The sequence below is a fragment of the Citrobacter sp. wls829 genome, from assembly GCF_005280825.1.
In the GTDB taxonomy this organism is placed as follows: domain Bacteria; phylum Pseudomonadota; class Gammaproteobacteria; order Enterobacterales; family Enterobacteriaceae; genus Citrobacter; species Citrobacter gillenii.
The window spans coordinates 62873-78134 of record NZ_SZWP01000038.1 but is presented as its reverse complement, the minus strand read 5'-3'; the positions used below and the strand labels follow the sequence as shown (position 1 = coordinate 78134).

At 52.5% G+C, this 15262-nt stretch carries 17 protein-coding genes; 7 read left to right on the top strand and 10 right to left on the bottom strand.

From position 1 onward, the window contains the following. Positions 1 to 25: 25 nt before the first annotated feature. The 3 genes from FDW88_RS04875 to yfbV all read right to left on the bottom strand — a co-directional run bounded on the left by FDW88_RS04875 (position 26) and on the right by yfbV (position 1729). Positions 26 to 703 (bottom strand): sugar phosphatase, encoded by a 678-nt coding sequence (locus FDW88_RS04875; RefSeq protein WP_137362161.1) that lies wholly within the window; start codon positions 701 to 703, stop codon positions 26 to 28. Next, positions 696 to 1190 carry a YfbU family protein gene (locus tag FDW88_RS04870; RefSeq protein ID WP_096756365.1) on the bottom strand — a complete coding sequence of 165 codons (495 nt, stop codon included), beginning with the start codon at positions 1188 to 1190 and terminating at the stop codon, positions 696 to 698. The genes FDW88_RS04875 and FDW88_RS04870 overlap by 8 nt, the downstream gene beginning before the upstream one ends. Before the next feature lie 83 nt (positions 1191 to 1273). Next, complete coding sequence (gene yfbV / locus FDW88_RS04865) at positions 1274 to 1729, bottom strand: terminus macrodomain insulation protein YfbV (RefSeq protein ID WP_045445597.1); 456 nt, start codon at positions 1727 to 1729, stop codon at positions 1274 to 1276. A 340-nt stretch (positions 1730 to 2069) separates the two neighbouring features. On the opposite strand from yfbV, the gene ackA reads away from it, so the two are divergent. The 3 genes from ackA (at position 2070) to yfcC (ending at position 7227) form a co-directional block, all read left to right on the top strand. After that, positions 2070 to 3272 (top strand): acetate kinase, encoded by a 1203-nt coding sequence (gene ackA / locus FDW88_RS04860; RefSeq protein WP_115257905.1) that lies wholly within the window; start codon positions 2070 to 2072, stop codon positions 3270 to 3272. A 75-nt stretch (positions 3273 to 3347) separates the two neighbouring features. After that, complete coding sequence (gene pta / locus FDW88_RS04855) at positions 3348 to 5492, top strand: phosphate acetyltransferase (RefSeq protein WP_096756363.1); 2145 nt, start codon at positions 3348 to 3350, stop codon at positions 5490 to 5492. A 214-nt stretch (positions 5493 to 5706) separates the two neighbouring features. Continuing rightward, complete coding sequence (yfcC, locus tag FDW88_RS04850; protein ID WP_137362128.1) at positions 5707 to 7227, top strand: putative basic amino acid antiporter YfcC; 1521 nt, start codon at positions 5707 to 5709, stop codon at positions 7225 to 7227. A gap of 81 nt (positions 7228 to 7308) precedes the next feature. On the opposite strand, the gene yfcD is transcribed toward yfcC, so the two are convergent. Genes yfcD through yfcF form a run of 3 tightly spaced genes read right to left on the bottom strand, consistent with a single transcriptional unit; the run spans position 7309 to position 9171 of the window. Further along, positions 7309 to 7863: an NUDIX hydrolase YfcD gene (yfcD, locus tag FDW88_RS04845; protein WP_096756361.1), complete on the bottom strand. Its 555-nt coding sequence runs from the start codon at positions 7861 to 7863 to the stop codon at positions 7309 to 7311. 56 nt (positions 7864 to 7919) lie between these two features. Then, the gene (gene yfcE, locus FDW88_RS04840; RefSeq protein ID WP_137362127.1) at positions 7920 to 8471 is read right to left on the bottom strand and encodes a phosphodiesterase; all 552 of its coding nucleotides are present in this window, start codon (positions 8469 to 8471) and stop codon (positions 7920 to 7922) included. Between the two features lie 55 nt (positions 8472 to 8526). Then, entirely contained in the window at positions 8527 to 9171 is a 645-nt protein-coding gene (gene yfcF / locus FDW88_RS04835) for a glutathione transferase (RefSeq protein ID WP_135911678.1), read from the bottom strand. Positions 9172 to 9305: 134 nt separating this feature from the next. Here yfcF and yfcG point away from each other — a divergent pair, with 134 nt between their 5' ends. The 4 genes from yfcG to FDW88_RS04815 all read left to right on the top strand — a co-directional run bounded on the left by yfcG (position 9306) and on the right by FDW88_RS04815 (position 11860). Continuing rightward, the gene (gene yfcG, locus FDW88_RS04830) at positions 9306 to 9941 is read left to right on the top strand and encodes a GSH-dependent disulfide bond oxidoreductase (protein ID WP_137362160.1); all 636 of its coding nucleotides are present in this window, start codon (positions 9306 to 9308) and stop codon (positions 9939 to 9941) included. A gap of 54 nt (positions 9942 to 9995) precedes the next feature. Next, the gene (gene folX / locus FDW88_RS04825) at positions 9996 to 10358 is read left to right on the top strand and encodes a dihydroneopterin triphosphate 2'-epimerase (protein ID WP_096756358.1); all 363 of its coding nucleotides are present in this window, start codon (positions 9996 to 9998) and stop codon (positions 10356 to 10358) included. A gap of 19 nt (positions 10359 to 10377) precedes the next feature. Beyond that, entirely contained in the window at positions 10378 to 11271 is an 894-nt protein-coding gene (locus tag FDW88_RS04820; protein ID WP_096756357.1) for a TIGR01777 family oxidoreductase, read from the top strand. A gap of 70 nt (positions 11272 to 11341) precedes the next feature. Beyond that, positions 11342 to 11860 carry a GNAT family N-acetyltransferase gene (locus tag FDW88_RS04815; RefSeq protein ID WP_137362126.1) on the top strand — a complete coding sequence of 173 codons (519 nt, stop codon included), beginning with the start codon at positions 11342 to 11344 and terminating at the stop codon, positions 11858 to 11860. A 31-nt stretch (positions 11861 to 11891) separates the two neighbouring features. On the opposite strand, the gene hisP is transcribed toward FDW88_RS04815, so the two are convergent. From hisP to hisJ, 4 genes are all read right to left on the bottom strand, one after another. Further along, positions 11892 to 12665, bottom strand: a complete 774-nt coding sequence (gene hisP / locus FDW88_RS04810) for a histidine ABC transporter ATP-binding protein HisP (RefSeq protein ID WP_096756355.1) — start codon at positions 12663 to 12665, stop codon at positions 11892 to 11894. A 7-nt stretch (positions 12666 to 12672) separates the two neighbouring features. Further along, positions 12673 to 13386, bottom strand: a complete 714-nt coding sequence (gene hisM, locus FDW88_RS04805) for a histidine ABC transporter permease HisM (RefSeq protein ID WP_096756354.1) — start codon at positions 13384 to 13386, stop codon at positions 12673 to 12675. Further along, positions 13383 to 14069, bottom strand: a complete 687-nt coding sequence (locus FDW88_RS04800; RefSeq protein WP_096756353.1) for a histidine ABC transporter permease HisQ — start codon at positions 14067 to 14069, stop codon at positions 13383 to 13385. Before FDW88_RS04800 ends, hisM begins: the two co-directional genes overlap by 4 nt. A gap of 186 nt (positions 14070 to 14255) precedes the next feature. Then, entirely contained in the window at positions 14256 to 15038 is a 783-nt protein-coding gene (hisJ, locus tag FDW88_RS04795; protein ID WP_096756352.1) for a histidine ABC transporter substrate-binding protein HisJ, read from the bottom strand. Positions 15039 to 15262: the final 224 nt, after the last annotated feature.

Below are 15262 nucleotides of genomic sequence, written 5' to 3'. Positions count from 1 at the left end.
CCAACAATCTGGGGCTAAATCATGTTCAGGTATTTCTTACAACGACCACATTTCCGTTGGGTTGTTTAGTCACGGAAATATGCTCCAGACTGGTCAGCGCAAAATCGACCTCATCCAGACGCGGCGTATCCGCCGGCGCGTTCACAGCGATGACATGACACCCTGCCGCCAGACCAGAGAGCACCCCGGCTGGCGCATCCTCAACAACGGCACATTCACGCGGCGCAAGACCCAGCAGTTGCGCGCCTAACAGATAGGCGTCAGGCTCTGGCTTACCTCTTTTTACCCGCTCGGCAGTAACAAACACTTCCGGAGCAGGCAGACCCGCAACACGATGGCGCGCCCGCGCCACCGGCATGGATCCCGACGTGACGATCGCCCAGGGGATCCCGGCTTTATTGAGGTGATTGAGTAAATCCACCGCCCCTGGCAGCGCGGTGATGCCGGCGGTCTCCGTTGCCTCTATTTGCTCCAGGCGCGTAAATTCCGCGGCAATCTCCGCCTCTGATTTGCCCACCATAAAGTGTCGCAAGGAGGTAATCGCCTGCTTACCGTGAATAAAGCCCAGCACCTCATCGTGGTCAAGCCCAAAACGATCGGCCCAGTTGCACCATGCACGTTCTACAGCAGGTAAGGAATCGACCAGCGTACCATCCAGATCAAACAGAAAGCCTTTGCACTGCACGCTCGCCCCCTCAGGCATTAATGATTTGGTTAATTTCATTCGCGCTCAGGTGGTACTGACGCGGGCAAGAATGCCAGACACTCAACATACGCTGATATTTTTCCCACATCGGCGTCTGGGCGTTAAAACCATGCGTCCCGGCATCAAAGTGGGTATAACGCCCTTCCACATTGACCATAAAACGCACGTATCCGAGGAAGCGCGCTTCCGTTGCGGCATCAAAGCCCAAAAATGTGACGCGGCGCTCATCAATGGACTGGGCGTCTTTAAGGTTAGTCCATGAAACATGTAATGCGTGATACATCTCCATGATATCGATAATGGTGCGGCAGGTTTCTTCTGTCAGCTCACCAAACTCACGATCTAGCTCGCGCATCTGCAAGCCATAACCGCGTTCAATAATCGTCTGTAAACGACGATAACGCTCGGCGTTGGTTGGATCGAGCATAGTCATCATTTTGTACTGGTTAGATAAAATGAGACGTTGAGCGTTGGTCATTTCCATTTGGGACTCCTGTATCACTACTGCTGCGATGAAAAAAAAGAAGGCATCTTATGCCTTCTTTTATATGCGTAATCAGGGGTCAATTACAAATCATCGAGAAAAGTTTTATCCAGTTGTTTGAAGGCGCGCTTAAGCGTGTCAGCTAGCGCTTGATAATCAGGCTTCCCTTCCACCGGAGCTAGTGCCTGGCCGGCCTCTTGTAATTTACCCCGGACTTCATAGAACCAGTTGAGAATCGAGGGCGGCAACGGCGTAACGGAACGTTTACCTAACCACCACATGCCCTGCATTGGCAGGCTGAGCGCAAACAGCGCGGTCGCTACGGCCGGTCCCAGTTGCCCACCCAGCGCGATTTGCCAGCACAGGGTAAAGACGGCAATCGGCGGCATAAAACGGGTCGCGTAACGCGTCATGCGGATTACGCGATTCTCAACAAATACGGGTGCCAGGCGCTTTTCCATCGGCCACGTCTTAGCGTAGTGCTGCCCCCGGCGAAACAAACTGAAAAAATTTACGGAGCGATTATCCGGTGTCGACATGGCGGTTACCTCAACTTCACATATAAAATTTAAAAAATTTGTGCAAAACAACAACTGCAAGGGACATCGTTCAAAACATTTTGTCTTCGATACCCACAATCAGGTATCCTGTGTCGGCCTGTAAGGCCTTTAGTCCAAAATCATTGAGTCGTCAAATTGGCATACAGTATGCCATTGGCTGAAAAATACGCAAAATGACATAGACTCAAAGGTATTTATTCCATCATGCCCAAAAAGACAACGGCGCATGATGTTAATCATAAACGTCGGTGTCATCATGCGCTACGCTCTTTGACTCCATGACGTTTTTTTAGCCACGTATCCATAAATAGGTACTTCCATGTCGAGTAAGTTAGTACTGGTTCTGAACTGCGGTAGCTCCTCACTGAAATTTGCCATCATCGATGCAGTAAACGGTGAAGAATACCTTTCTGGTTTAGCCGAATGTTTCCATCTCCCAGAAGCACGTATCAAGTGGAAAATGGACGGCGGTAAACAAGAAGCGGCTTTAGGTGCAGGCGCCGCTCACAGTGAAGCGCTGAACTTCATCGTTAACACTATTCTGGCACAAAAACCGGAATTGTCCGCGCAATTGACTGCGATTGGTCACCGTATCGTACACGGCGGCGAGAAGTATACCAGCTCCGTGGTTATCGATGATTCCGTTATTCAGGGCATCAAAGATTCTGCCTCTTTCGCACCGCTGCACAACCCGGCTCACCTGATCGGTATTGCAGAAGCGCTGAAATCTTTCCCTAATCTGAAAGACAAAAACGTGGCCGTGTTTGACACCGCGTTCCATCAGACTATGCCGGAAGAATCTTACCTCTACGCTCTGCCGTACAGCCTGTACAGAGAGCACGGTGTTCGTCGCTATGGCGCACACGGCACCAGCCACTTCTTCGTCACTCAAGAAGCGGCAAAAATGCTGAACAAACCGGTTGATGAACTGAACATCATCACTTGCCACCTAGGCAACGGTGGTTCTGTGTCTGCTATCCGTAACGGTAAATGTGTTGATACCTCCATGGGTCTGACCCCGCTGGAAGGTCTGGTGATGGGTACGCGTTCCGGTGACATCGACCCGGCGATTATCTTCCACCTGCACGACACCCTGGGCATGAGCGTTGACCAAATCAACAAAATGCTGACCAAAGAGTCTGGCCTGCTGGGCCTGACCGAAGTCACCAGCGACTGCCGCTATGTTGAAGACAACTACGAGACCAAAGAAGACGCTAAACGTGCAATGGACGTTTACTGTCACCGTCTGGCGAAATACATCGGTTCTTACACTGCACTGATGGACGGTCGTCTGGACGCCGTCGTCTTCACCGGTGGTATCGGTGAAAACGCCGCGATGGTTCGTGAACTGTCCCTGGGCAAACTGGGCGTTCTGGGCTTTGACGTTGACCACGAACGTAACCTGGCCGCACGTTTCGGCAAATCTGGTTTCATCAACAAAGAAGGTACCCGTCCTGCGGTGGTTATCCCAACCAACGAAGAACTGGTTATCGCGCAAGACGCGAGCCGTCTGACTGCCTGATTTCACACCGCCAGCCTAGCTGGCGGTGCTGTTTTGTAACCCGTCGAAATCGACGGTAACGAAAGAGGATAAACCGTGTCCCGTATTATTATGCTGATCCCTACCGGAACCAGCGTCGGTCTGACCAGCGTCAGCCTTGGCGTGATCCGTGCAATGGAACGTAAAGGCGTAAGTCTGAGCGTCTTTAAGCCGATCGCTCAACCGCGTGCCGGTGGCGATGCGCCAGACCAGACTACTGCGATTGTCCGTGCGAACTCGTCTCTGCCAGCCGCTGAGCCGCTGAAGATGAGCCACGTTGAGTCTCTGCTCTCCAGCAATCAGAAAGATGTGCTGATGGAAGAGATCATCGCAAACTATCACGCGAACACCAAGAATGCTGAAGTGGTGCTGGTTGAAGGCCTGGTCCCAACCCGTAAGCACCAGTTCGCTCAGTCTCTGAACTACGAAATTGCGAAAACGCTGAATGCGGAAATCGTCTTCGTAATGTCTCAGGGCACTGACACCCCGGAACAGCTGAACGAGCGTATTGAACTGACTCGCAGCAGCTTCGGCGGCGCTAAAAATACCAACATCACCGGCGTTATCGTTAACAAACTGAACGCACCGGTTGATGAGCAGGGCCGTACTCGCCCGGATCTGTCCGAAATTTTTGACGACTCCTCCAAAGCGAAAGTGGTTAAAGTTGACCCGGCTAAACTGCAAGAATCCAGCCCGCTGCCGGTTCTGGGCGCGGTGCCGTGGAGCTTTGATCTGATCGCCACTCGTGCAATCGATATGGCGCGTCACCTGAACGCCACCATCGTTAACGAAGGCGATATCAATACCCGTCGCGTGAAGTCTGTGACTTTCTGTGCACGCAGCATTCCGCACATGCTCGAGCATTTCCGTGCCGGTTCTCTGCTGGTGACCTCTGCCGATCGTCCTGACGTGCTGGTTGCAGCATGCCTTGCGGCAATGAACGGCGTAGAAATCGGTGCTCTGCTGCTGACTGGCGGTTACGAAATGGACGCGCGCATTACAAAACTGTGCGAACGTGCATTCGAAACCGGTCTGCCGGTATTCATGGTAAACACCAACACCTGGCAGACCTCCCTGAGCCTGCAGAGCTTCAACCTGGAAGTCCCGGTTGACGATCACGAGCGCATCGAGAAAGTTCAGGAATACGTTGCTAACTACATCAACGCTGACTGGGTTGAATCCCTGACTGCGACCTCTGAGCGCAGCCGTCGTCTGTCTCCGCCAGCGTTCCGCTACCAGCTGACCGAGCTGGCGCGTAAAGCAGGCAAACGCGTAGTTCTGCCAGAAGGCGACGAACCGCGTACTGTTAAAGCGGCAGCTATCTGTGCTGAACGTGGTATCGCGACCTGCGTACTGCTGGGTAACCCGGATGAAATCACCCGTGTTGCAGCGTCTCAGGGCGTTGAACTGGGCGCAGGCGTAGAAATCGTTGACCCGGATGTGGTTCGCGAGAGCTACGTGGCCCGCCTGGTCGAACTGCGTAAAAACAAAGGTATGACTGAAACCGTTGCCCGCGAACAGCTGGAAGACAACGTGGTTCTCGGTACCCTGATGCTGGAGCAGGACGACGTTGACGGCCTGGTTTCCGGTGCTGTTCACACCACCGCAAACACCATTCGCCCACCGCTGCAGCTGATCAAAACTGCACCGGGCAGCTCTCTGGTGTCTTCTGTGTTCTTCATGCTGCTGCCGGATCAGGTTTACGTTTACGGCGACTGCGCGATCAACCCGGATCCGACTGCAGAACAGCTGGCAGAAATCGCCATCCAGTCCGCAGACTCCGCAACGGCCTTCGGTATTGAACCTCGCGTAGCGATGCTCTCCTACTCTACCGGCACCTCTGGTGCAGGTAGCGACGTTGAGAAAGTCCGCGAAGCAACACGTCTGGCTCAGGAAAAACGTCCAGACCTGATGATCGACGGTCCGCTGCAGTACGACGCCGCTGTTATGGCTGACGTTGCGAAATCTAAAGCGCCGAACTCTCCGGTTGCAGGTCGCGCTACCGTGTTCATCTTCCCGGATCTGAACACCGGTAACACCACCTACAAAGCGGTACAGCGTTCTGCCGACCTGATCTCCATCGGGCCGATGCTGCAGGGTATGCGCAAGCCGGTGAACGATCTGTCTCGTGGCGCGCTGGTAGACGATATCGTCTACACCATCGCACTGACCGCGATCCAGTCTTCCCAGCAACAGCAGTAATTTGCTGCGTGTGTCGGATAGTGGCGCTAAGCGCCTTATCCGGCCTACACATCATGCTCATAAAAGCCAGAACTAGCTGATATTTCTGGCTTTTTTATCTCCACAATAACAGTCGCAAATTCTGAAAATTTTGCTTAGCTGCGCTGCATCAATGAATAACTATTCTTCTCTTCTCATACTTAGTCTCTTTGCTTTGCAACAGGGATAGTCTGTCATGTCTGCAGTTACAGAATCACAATCCGCGAAAAAATGGGCTATGCCCGATACGCTGGTGATTATTTTTTTCGTCGCTATTTTAACCAGCCTGGCCACCTGGGTTGTTCCCGTCGGCATGTTCGACAGTCAAGAAGTGCAGTACCAGGTTGATGGGCAAACCAAAACCCGTAAAGTGGTCGATCCCCACTCTTTTCGCATTCTGACCAACGATGCCGGCGAAGAGCAGTATCACCGGGTGAAATTTTTCACCACCGGCGATGAAAGTCCCGGGCTGATGAATTTTCCGTTCGAAGGGTTAACCTCCGGCTCTAAATTCGGTACTGCCGTTGGCATCATTATGTTTATGCTGGTGATCGGCGGCGCGTTTGGCATTGTTATGCGCACCGGAACCATTGATAACGGCATCCTGGCGCTCATCCGCCATACCCGGGGTAACGAGGTCTTGTTCATCCCGGTGCTGTTTATCCTCTTCTCATTGGGTGGCGCGGTCTTTGGTATGGGAGAAGAGGCGGTCGCCTTTGCCATTATCATCGCTCCACTCATGGTGCGCTTAGGTTACGACAGTATTACCACCGTGCTGGTGACCTACATTGCCACCCAAATCGGCTTTGCCAGTTCATGGATGAACCCGTTCTGTGTGGTTGTCGCACAGGGCATTGCAGGCGTCCCGGTACTCTCCGGCTCTGGTTTACGTATCGTGGTGTGGGTCGTTGCCACAATGATTGGCCTGACTTTTACGCTGGCCTACGCAACACGCATCAAGAAAAACCCCCTGCTATCCCGCGTTCATGAATCAGACCGTTTTTTCCGCGAACAGCAGGACGAGGTGGTAGAGCGACGCTTCACGCTGGGTGACTGGCTGGTACTGATCGTCCTCACTGCGGTAATGATCTGGGTTGTCTGGGGCGTTATCGTCAACGCATGGTTCATTCCTGAAATCGCCAGCCAGTTTTTCACTATGGGTCTGGTGATTGGCATTATCGGCGTTGTCTTCCGGCTCAACGGAATGACGGTTAACATCATGGCTTCTTCATTCACTGAGGGGGCACGCATGATGATTGCCCCGGCCCTGCTGGTCGGTTTTGCCAAGGGGATATTACTGCTGGTTGGTAATGGTGAGGCAGGCGATGCGAGTGTGCTGAATACCCTGCTGCACAGCATTGCCAACGGCATTAGCGGCCTGGACAATGCCATTGCGGCGTGGTTTATGCTGCTGTTCCAGGCGGTATTTAATTTCTTCGTCACTTCCGGTTCGGGTCAGGCAGCGCTCACTATGCCACTGTTAGCGCCTCTGGGCGATCTGGTCGGCGTAAACCGTCAGGTGACCGTGCTGGCCTTCCAGTTTGGTGACGGATTCAGCCACATTATCTATCCAACATCAGCATCATTAATGGCGACGTTAGGCGTTTGCCGGGTGGACTTCCGTAACTGGCTGAAGGTAGGTGCCACACTGCTGGGCCTGCTGTTTATTATGTCCAGCGTGGTGGTGATTGGTGCGCAGATAATGGAGTATCACTAATTCACAACGCCGGTTGGCGATGTCAAAGCGTGTCACCCGGCCTACCCGATTGCATTACTGGGTAGGCTGGATAAGCGGTGTTTACTCCGCCTCTTCCTGTTTTTCGGCTTTCGCCCCTTCATTCTTGGCGTTGCGGGTCATCCACAGCGCCAGCGCTTTCAGCGAGTCCGGTGTGAACTCATCACAGCGCGCGGTAATTTCTTCCGGCGTTAGCCAGCAGACTTCGCTAATTTCTTCTTCCTGCAGCGCGAACGGCCCGTGGGATACGCAGCTAAACAGCCCTCCCCATACGCGACAGTGTTGGTCCTCAAAATAAAACTGACCGTGTTCAGCAAACGGTACGCCTGCAATGCCCAACTCTTCTTCCGCTTCACGGCGGGCAGATTCAAGCATTTGCTCATCAGCCTGAACAACACCACCCGCGGTAGCATCCAGCATGCCGGGCAAAAAATCTTTTGTCTCGGTACGACGCTGAACCAGAATTTTGCCCATACCATCATGCACGACGATATACGTTGCGCGATGACGTAAGCGCTGCGCCCGCATTTGTTCACGGCTGGACTGTGCGATGACTTCATTGTCTTCATTCACAATATCCACCCATTCCGTACTTGCCAAACGATGCTGTTCCACCATCAGGAAACCTTCTTTTTTCTAGCGCTCTTACGGCGCGTTTACGTTTGTGGGGTAACTTACGGATTAATCTCGATCTGCGCAATGATACTTTGATCATTGAGTGCCATTACGCTGAGAACATTATCATCCAGAATCCCGTAACTTGCCGTAAAACCCCCTTTCGGAATACTGACCGAGCCGGGGTTAAAGTGGTAAATATCACCACGCTTCTCGGCAACCGGCAGATGCGTATGCCCATAAATCAGCACATCACCCGCATTCAGCGCCGGGAGGTTTTCCGGGCCATAAAGATGCCCATGCGTCAAAAAGAGCCGCTGATTATCCATCAGAACCTGCTGCCATGGCGCAGTTATTGGAAAATCCAGGAGCATCTGATCCACTTCGCTATCGCAATTACCGCGTACCGCAATAATACGTGACGCCAGCGCGTTCAAGCGGTCAGCAACCTGCGCAGGTGCATAACCTTGTGGCAGCGCATTACGCGGTCCGTGGTTTAAAATATCACCCAATATCACCAGCCATCGCGCCCCGCTTTGGGCAAACAGTTCAAGTACGCGCTCCGTGGCTGGCAACGACCCATGAATGTCCGATGCGAACATCAGCTTCATCACTCACTCCTCGTCATATAATACCGTTTAATGATACTGGATTATCGCTCGATTATCAGCAGGAACGCTTCGCTGAAAGCGCGATAAAACGTTGTACCGAAGCCCGCTGCCACTGGAAGGTGGCGTAGTCTGCTAACGCCTGTGGAACGTCATCTCCGTTTAGCACCAGACGATTAAGCATTAGCGCTAAATCACAATCTGCGATACACCATTCGCCAAATAAATTTTGTTTCCCATGAGCAAGCAAACTTCCCGCCGTGGCGAACAATTTTTCTGCGCTGGCTTTACCCGCTTCACTCAACGGCGCTTTCTTCACCCCAGCAAACACAACGTCCGTGGAACGTTCTTCACGAATAGGCATCAGGTCGCTGCGGATCCACGCCTGAACCTGGCGGGCACGCGCGCGTTTTTGCACATCATGCGGATAGATGCGTTCCCACTGCGGCGGCGAGAAGGTCTCTTCCAGGAACTCGGCAATCGCCGATGATTCGCTCAATTCAAAACCGTCAATCTCAAGAACCGGGACGCGACGCGTCAGCGCATATCCTTGCCAGGTGGGTTGTAAATGCTCGCCCGCACTGAGATCAACGGTTTTCAGCGTAAAAGGCAGCCCTTTCTCCTGTAGCGCAACGTAAACGGACAACACATAGGGGGAGAAAAAGTTGGCATCTGACCACAGCGTAATTGCAGGTTTGCTCATAATGACCTCGGGATTGGATTGGCTAGCTTTCAAAATATAGAGTCTTTCTCACCCTGTCACTTGATGAAAACTCACGCACGCCAACAGGCTCTATACTTGTCATGACCCGGTTCATCACTCAACGGACGCTGAAAATGATCGACCTCTACTACACACCAACGCCCAACGGTCACAAAATCACGCTGTTTCTCGAAGAGGCGCAGTTGAAATACCGTCTGATTCCTGTCGATATCAGCAAAGGGAATCAATTTCATCCGGATTTTCTGCAGATCTCGCCGAACAATAAAATCCCGGCCATTATCGATAACGCCCCGGAGGACGGCGGTAAGCCGCTCAGCCTGTTTGAATCGGGTGAAATTTTGCTGTATCTGGCGGAGAAGAGCGGCAAGCTACTCAGCGGTGAATTACGCGAACGCCACACCACGTTGCAGTGGCTGTTCTGGCAGGTGAGCGGTCTGGGTCCCATGTTGGGCCAGAATCATCATTTTAATCATTTTGCGCCCCAAACCATCCCTTACGCCATTGAGCGCTATCATGTTGAAACTCAGCGTCTGTACAACGTGATGAACAAACGTCTGGAAATGTCCCCCTGGTTAGGTGGCGATCACTACAGCATTGCGGATATTGCTTGCTGGCCGTGGATTCATGCTCATCAGCGTCAGCGTATCGACCTCGATACCTATCCGGCGGTTAATAACTGGTACGAACGCATTCGTACCCGTCCCGCCACGGAACGTGCGCTGCAGCACGCACCGAGTGAGAACCGGTAACGCAATTCGATTCTCGTGTATCATTACGAGGTTCATACATGGAGGAAACCTGCAATGTCACAACCTGACGCAATTATTCGTATAAAAAACCTTCGTCTGCGCACGTTTATTGGCATCAAAGAAGAGGAGATCCTGAACCGTCAGGATATCGTCATTAACATCGCCATCCACTACCCGGCAGACAAAGCCCGCGCCAGCGAAGATATCAACGATGCGTTGAATTATCGCACCATTACCAAGAGCATTATTTCGCACGTAGAGAGTAACCGCTTCTCATTGTTAGAAAAATTAACCCAAGATGTGCTCGATATCGCACGCGAACATCACTGGGTCACTTATGCTGAAGTAGAGATCGATAAACTTCACGCATTGCGTTACGCCGACTCCGTGTCCATGACGCTGAGCTGGCAGCGCTAATCGTTATCCGGGAGGCAATATGCAGATTCTGATTACCGGTGGTACTGGCCTGATTGGACGCCATCTGATCCCCCGCTTGCTGGAATTGGGGCATCAGATAAGCGTTGTAACACGTACCCCTGATAAGGCCCGTCAGATTCTGGACTCCCGGGTTACGCTGTGGAAAGGGCTGGAGGACAGGCCCAACCTCAATGGCATCGACGCGATTGTTAACCTTGCCGGAGAGCCCATCGCCGATAAGCGCTGGACGGCTGAGCAAAAGGAGCGTTTGTGCCAAAGTCGCTGGGGTATCACCCAGAAACTGGTCGATTTAATCAACGCCAGCGATACGCCACCGACGGCGTTGATCTCAGGTTCGGCTGCCGGATACTACGGTGACTTAGGTGAAGTCGTCGTCACGGAAGAAGAACCGCCGCACAATGAATTTACCCATAAGCTCTGCGCCCGGTGGGAGCAAATTGCCTGCGGCGCGCAAAGCGATAACACGCGCGTATGCCTGCTGCGTACCGGTGTCGTACTGGCACCTGCGGGCGGTATCCTCGGAAAAATGGTTCCGCCGTTTCGCCTTGGTCTGGGCGGCCCCATCGGTAACGGACGTCAGTATCTGGCCTGGATCCATATTGATGATATGGTCAATGCGATCATCTGGCTGCTGGATAACGATTTGCGTGGCCCATTCAATATGGTCTCGCCGTACCCGGTGCGTAATGAGCAATTTGCCCATGCGCTGGGCCATGCGCTGAATCGCCCTGCTGTCTTACGCGTTCCCGCAACCGCAATGCGCTTGCTGATGGGGGAATCCTCGGTGCTGGTTCTCGGCGGTCAGCGCGCATTACCTAAGCGGCTGGAAGCGTCTGGTTTTGCGTTTCGCTGGTATGATTTAGAGGAAGCACTGGCCGACGTCATTCGATAAGCGCGAAGACTGTTCACTGTCGCCATTACGGTGGTAAGGTTATAAGCCTGACTTCTGTAATGGCGAATTTATGGCGATAATTACCACCCCGCGACTTATCCTCTCCCCGTTTCAACCGACTGACTGGCCGTTTTTCCTGCGACTACGCGAAAACCCGGACATCATGCGCTTTATGGGCACTATCTCCCCGATAAAAGAAACACGCCTGCTGTTCGCCCGGCGCCTTAATGCACCCCATACGTTTGTCATCCGCCAACATCATGACACGACTCCGCTCGGTGATATTGGTTTGCAGATTAGTCATCACTTTCCGCAAGAGGCTGATATTGGCTATTGCATTATTTCACGCGCTCAGGGAAAAGGGATTGCCAGTGAAGCGGTACGCGCGGTGTGCGACTATGCCTTTGAACACGCTGGCGTAATGGCGATAAACGCATGGGTGCTGGCGGACAACAAAGGCTCGGTACGCATACTGGAAAAGACCGGTTTTGTGCGCACACAGGTGCTCGAGCAAGCCTATGAAGTGAATGGTGTGCATTATGACGACTGGGGTTATCGTCTGGAGTGCGGGAAGCCGAAGGCCCGGTAAGCAACAAAAACGCCACCGGGCAATCGAGCGCTTATTTCAGCGATCCTTTAAGGAACTGCTGTAAACGTGGACTTTGCGGATTACCGAAGACCTGCTCCGGATCGCCTTCTTCTTCAATTTTCCCCTGATGCAGGAAAATCACGTGCGTGGAGACATGACGGGCAAACCCCATTTCGTGGGTGACGACCACCATGGTTTTCCCCTCTTCGGCCAGCTGTTGCATGATACGCAATACTTCCCCCACCAGCTCTGGGTCAAGCGCTGACGTCGGTTCATCAAACAGCAGAACCTCCGGCTCCATAGCCAGCGCGCGCGCAATGGAGACACGCTGCTGCTGACCACCGGACAGGTGCACCGGATACTTACCCTGAGCGCGTTCATCAATACCCACTTTAGCCAGATATTTCACCGCACGCTCGCGGGCTTCCTGCTTGTTCAGCCCTAATACCTGAATCGGCGCTTCCATGACGTTTTCCAGCACCGTCATGTGGCTCCACAGGTTAAAGTGTTGAAAGACCATGGTCAGGCGCGTACGCAGCAGGCGCAGCTGATTTTTGTCCGCCACCTTAAGCTGACCGTCTTTGTCACGGACCAGGCCAATGTTCTGACCGCTGACCACAATCGACCCAGCGCTCGGTTTTTCAAGAAAGTTAATACAGCGCAGGAACGTACTTTTGCCAGAGCCTGACGAGCCGATAATACTGATCACATCACCCGCATTGGCCTGCAGCGATACCCCTTTCAGCACTTCATGTTCGCCGTAGTGTTTGTGTAAATCGATAACGTTTAATTTATTCTCAGACATCATGTTCTCAGTGCGTCGAAGGTTTTACATGCTGCAACCAGCGTTTTTCCGCTTTACGGAACAGACTGATCAGGACATACGAAATCATCAAATACAGCACGGCGGCAATACCGAAGGCGGTAAACGGCTGGTAGGTCGCCGAGTTGATATCGCGGGCAATTTTCAACAAATCCGGTACCGTGGCCGTAAAGGCCAGCGCCGTTGAGTGCAGCATTAAAATAACCTCATTGCTGTACGCAGGCAGCGCAATACGCAATGCGGAGGGCAAAATAATGCAGCGATACATCTTGAATGAAGAAAAACCGTAAGCGCGCGCGGCTTCAATCTCACCATGAGGCACCGAACGAATCGCCCCGGCAAAGATCTCGGTGGTATAGGCGCAGGTATTCAGCGTTAATGCCAGCACGGTGCAATTCAGCCCGCTGCGGAAAAACGCGTTGAGAAGGTCCGTCCCTTTGACAATTTCCAGCGTGTACATCCCGGAATAAAACACCAGTAGCTGAACGTAAAGCGGCGTGCCACGGAAAATATAGGTAAATAGCCAAATGGGGAACTGGATAAACTTATTGCTGGATACGCGACCAATCGCCAAAAACAGCGCCAGAATGCCGCCCATCACTACGGATGAAATCAGCAACCACAGGGTGATCGCTACGCCGGTAAAGCGATAGCCGTCGGTCCACAACAGGGATTTCCAGTACTCCTGAATAATCTCAATCACAGGTCAGCCCTCTTCACACCCACAGAGTAGCGGCGCTCAAGGTACAGCAGCACACCATTAGACACGGTGGTAAACACCAGATAGATAAGCCCGCACACGACGGCAAAATAGAATGGCTCCCAGGTGCTCTTCCCGGCAAGCTGCGTCGCTTTCACCACGTCTTCCAGTCCGAGCAGCGAAACCAGCGCCGTCGCCTTCAAAATGACCTGCCAGTTATTGCCAATCCCCGGCAGCGCGTAGCGCATCATCGCCGGGAACATAATCCGGCGAAAAATCTGCGAAGAGGTAAACCCAAACGCCGTCGCCGCTTCAATATGGCCTCTTGGAACCGCCATAAACGCGCCACGGAACGTTTCAGTAAAATAGGCCCCGTAGATAAAACCGAGCGTAATAATCCCCGCCACCATCGGATCAATATCAATCTGGCTGATACCAACCGCGTCAGTGACCGTGTTCAGTGCGATTTGTAATCCGTAGAAAATGAGCAACATCAAGACGAGATCGGGTACCCCACGGATCAACGTCGTGTACCCTTCGAAAATCAGCGCCATTGCCCGGCTTTGCGACAGCTTTGCGCCCGCGCCGACAAGGCCTATCAGAACCGCCAGTACCACCGAGCTAAGAGCAAGCTCAAGCGTCACGATTGCGCCCTGTAAAATAACACCTGAAAAGCCATACAACATGCTGCCTGTCCTGTCGTGTGTGGTGAAGTAAGAAGCCTCTTTTGATTTCAGACAAACTGTTAAATGCCGGATGGCGGCATTGCCTTATCCGGCCTACAAAATCGCTGTAGGCCTGATAAGCGCAGCGCCATCAGGCATAAATTCAACACGTCAAAAATCTACGGGCTTTATCAGCACCAGCGGTGATTAACCGCCATAAACATCAAAATCAAAGTACTTTTTCGCCAGCTTCTCGTAAGTTCCGTCAGCGCGCATTTCTGCAAACGCTTTATTCAGTGCTTCGCGCAGTTCGTTATCCTCTTTGCGCAGCCCCATACCGGTACCCACTCCGAACAATTTCTCGTCTTTCACAGACGGGCCGCCGAATTTGTAATCTTTGCCTACCGGCTGCTTCAGGAAACCTTCGCTGGCCGCAACTTCATCCTGGAACGCGGCGTCAATACGCCCGGCCGTCAGGTCAGAGTAGATATTGTCCTGCCCCTGATAGGAGACAATTTCAATACCTTTCGGCGCCCAGTGTTCATTGCCAAACGTTTCCTGAGTCGTGCCCTGCAGTACACCGACACGTTTGCCTTTCAGCGACTCAATGGTCGGCTGGATAGCCGAATCTTTCGCGACCACCAGACGAGAGTCTGCTGCATAAAGCTTGTCGGTAAAGGCGATTTCCTGCTGACGTTTTTCAGTGATCGAAAGTGACGACATGATGGCATCAATTTTCTTCGCTTTTAACGAAGGGATCAGCGCATCCAGCGGGTTTTCAACGAAGGTACATTGTGTATTAATACGCTTGCACAGTTCTTTTGCCAGATCGATGTCAAAACCGACTAATTCACCCTGCGAATTTTTCGATTCAAACGGGGCATAAGTGGGGTCGGTACCGATCCGCACTTTTTGCGGAATAGCGGCAAATGCTGCGGTAGCACTGGAGAACGCCAGAACCAGAGAAAGAGACAACACCAGTTTTTTCATAACTATCCTCAACAGACTGTCTTATATAGGGGATCTTTACAGGACCAGGTGCAGTTATCGTGCCATTAATCAGGCCAACATGGCAAAGCATTCTGCCCTGTTGGCGGTATTTTTTTGCATGAAAAGCGCTTAAGTATGCATTCATGCTCATTATGTCAGCGATAAAAGCACCAAAATAGTGCACTGTAACTATCATGCACCGTAATCGTTCCCCGTTACGGTGC

Excerpts from the sequence above, each read along its gene's own strand:
- ackA (WP_115257905.1), top strand. The coding sequence starts at position 2,070 with ATGTCGAGTAAGTTAGTACTGGTTCTGAACTGCGGTAGCTCCTCACTG.
- yfcD (WP_096756361.1), bottom strand. The coding sequence starts at position 7,863 with ATGGTGGAACAGCATCGTTTGGCAAGTACGGAATGGGTGGATATTGTG.
- hisJ (WP_096756352.1), bottom strand. The coding sequence starts at position 15,038 with ATGAAAAAACTGGTGTTGTCTCTTTCTCTGGTTCTGGCGTTCTCCAGT.
- yfcE (WP_137362127.1), bottom strand. The coding sequence starts at position 8,471 with ATGAAGCTGATGTTCGCATCGGACATTCATGGGTCGTTGCCAGCCACG.
- yfcF (WP_135911678.1), bottom strand. The coding sequence starts at position 9,171 with ATGAGCAAACCTGCAATTACGCTGTGGTCAGATGCCAACTTTTTCTCC.
- yfcC (WP_137362128.1), top strand. The coding sequence starts at position 5,707 with ATGTCTGCAGTTACAGAATCACAATCCGCGAAAAAATGGGCTATGCCC.
- hisP (WP_096756355.1), bottom strand. The coding sequence starts at position 12,665 with ATGTCTGAGAATAAATTAAACGTTATCGATTTACACAAACACTACGGC.
- FDW88_RS04820 (WP_096756357.1), top strand. The coding sequence starts at position 10,378 with ATGCAGATTCTGATTACCGGTGGTACTGGCCTGATTGGACGCCATCTG.
- folX (WP_096756358.1), top strand. The coding sequence starts at position 9,996 with ATGTCACAACCTGACGCAATTATTCGTATAAAAAACCTTCGTCTGCGC.
- FDW88_RS04875 (WP_137362161.1), bottom strand. The coding sequence starts at position 703 with ATGCCTGAGGGGGCGAGCGTGCAGTGCAAAGGCTTTCTGTTTGATCTG.
- FDW88_RS04800 (WP_096756353.1), bottom strand. The coding sequence starts at position 14,069 with ATGTTGTATGGCTTTTCAGGTGTTATTTTACAGGGCGCAATCGTGACG.
- FDW88_RS04815 (WP_137362126.1), top strand. The coding sequence starts at position 11,342 with ATGGCGATAATTACCACCCCGCGACTTATCCTCTCCCCGTTTCAACCG.
- yfbV (WP_045445597.1), bottom strand. The coding sequence starts at position 1,729 with ATGTCGACACCGGATAATCGCTCCGTAAATTTTTTCAGTTTGTTTCGC.
- yfcG (WP_137362160.1), top strand. The coding sequence starts at position 9,306 with ATGATCGACCTCTACTACACACCAACGCCCAACGGTCACAAAATCACG.
- FDW88_RS04870 (WP_096756365.1), bottom strand. The coding sequence starts at position 1,190 with ATGGAAATGACCAACGCTCAACGTCTCATTTTATCTAACCAGTACAAA.